Annotated in this window: 1 protein-coding gene; it reads right to left on the reverse strand. The window is 60.6% G+C overall.

The window, feature by feature from the left end; genetic code table 11:
• Positions 1 to 83 precede the first annotated feature (83 nt).
• On the reverse strand, positions 84 to 1,052 hold the full coding sequence (locus tag ACFQU0_RS12325) for an IS1595 family transposase (protein ID WP_333408290.1): 969 nt from the start codon (positions 1,050 to 1,052) through the stop codon (positions 84 to 86).
• Between the last annotated feature and the right edge of the window lie 41 nt (positions 1,053 to 1,093).

Genomic DNA, 1,093 nt, shown 5'->3' on the forward strand with positions numbered 1-1,093 from the left:
TAAGGGGTATCCACTTAGCTCCAGTGACACCCTTATGCTGGATAAATAATCAGTGTTTGATGGTATCCCAGCGGTGCCAACAGTCAAGCCTTTTTCACCACATCGCGGTACGTCACCGGCGCGGTCACGACCGCTTGTTGCAGCAACCGATAGAACAACATGCCGCGCGAGTTGGATGTGCGGCGATTGAAGCGGAACACGAACTCATCCAGGTAGGCGTCCAGGTGTTCGGGCTGCACCGAGCCATGGTGAGTACCCAGAATCCAGCGTTGCACCAGAGCCGCCACCCGATGCACGCCCGCCATCGAGACATGAGCCGGCACGTCGGACCCGAGCATGACCGTGCGCTGATGGACGAAGCCCAGGTCTTTCAATGTCAGGTAGGCAGCCGAGCCGTCGGTACGCACCTGTGCGCCAGGCACGATGACCTCCTGCACGAACGGAATCACACAAGCGGCGGAGTCGTTGGCAATGCGGCGCAGGCGGATGCGACCGAATCCCTTGGGGTCCAGCATCTCCACGGCCATGACCACCAGCACCTTGCTCGTGCTGCTCTTGCGCCCTTTGGGTGAGATGGGGTTTTGCCTGTCCGTGATGGCCAGATAGGTCTCGTCAACTTCGACCAGCCCTTTGAGCTGTTCGCGGCCCGGTCGAACCATGGCGCGACGCAGTCGGTGCAACATGGTCCAGGCGGTCTGGTAGCTGCCCAACCCCAGCACACGCTGTAGGCCCAGGGCACTCACCCCTTGCTTCTGATTGGTCAGGTACCAGGCTGCGGCCAGCCAGACGCGCAGAGGCGTACGGGTCTTATCGAAGATGGTGCCAGCGGTGACCGAGCTCTGGTGTTGGCAACTCGGGCACATCAGCCGGATACGGCTGGCGCGATAGGCCTCGCCGACACAACCGCAGCGCGGGCAGACAAAACCCTGGGGCCAGCGCAGCCGCTCCAGGTAGGCCAGGCACGCGTCTTCCGTGGCAAACCAGTCGAGGAATTCGTTCCAAGTCTGTGGGTAGTCTTTTCCGGGTGCTGGCGCTAAAGTATGGATATCCATCCAGTTATTTTGCACTGACTGGAGCTAAGTGGATACCCCTT

Origin of the sequence: Hydrogenophaga defluvii (assembly GCF_042665235.1) — a bacterium.
GTDB lineage: Bacteria > Pseudomonadota > Gammaproteobacteria > Burkholderiales > Burkholderiaceae_C > Hydrogenophaga > Hydrogenophaga defluvii_A.

Excerpts from the sequence above, each read along its gene's own strand:
- ACFQU0_RS12325 (WP_333408290.1), bottom strand. The coding sequence starts at position 1,052 with ATGGATATCCATACTTTAGCGCCAGCACCCGGAAAAGACTACCCACAG.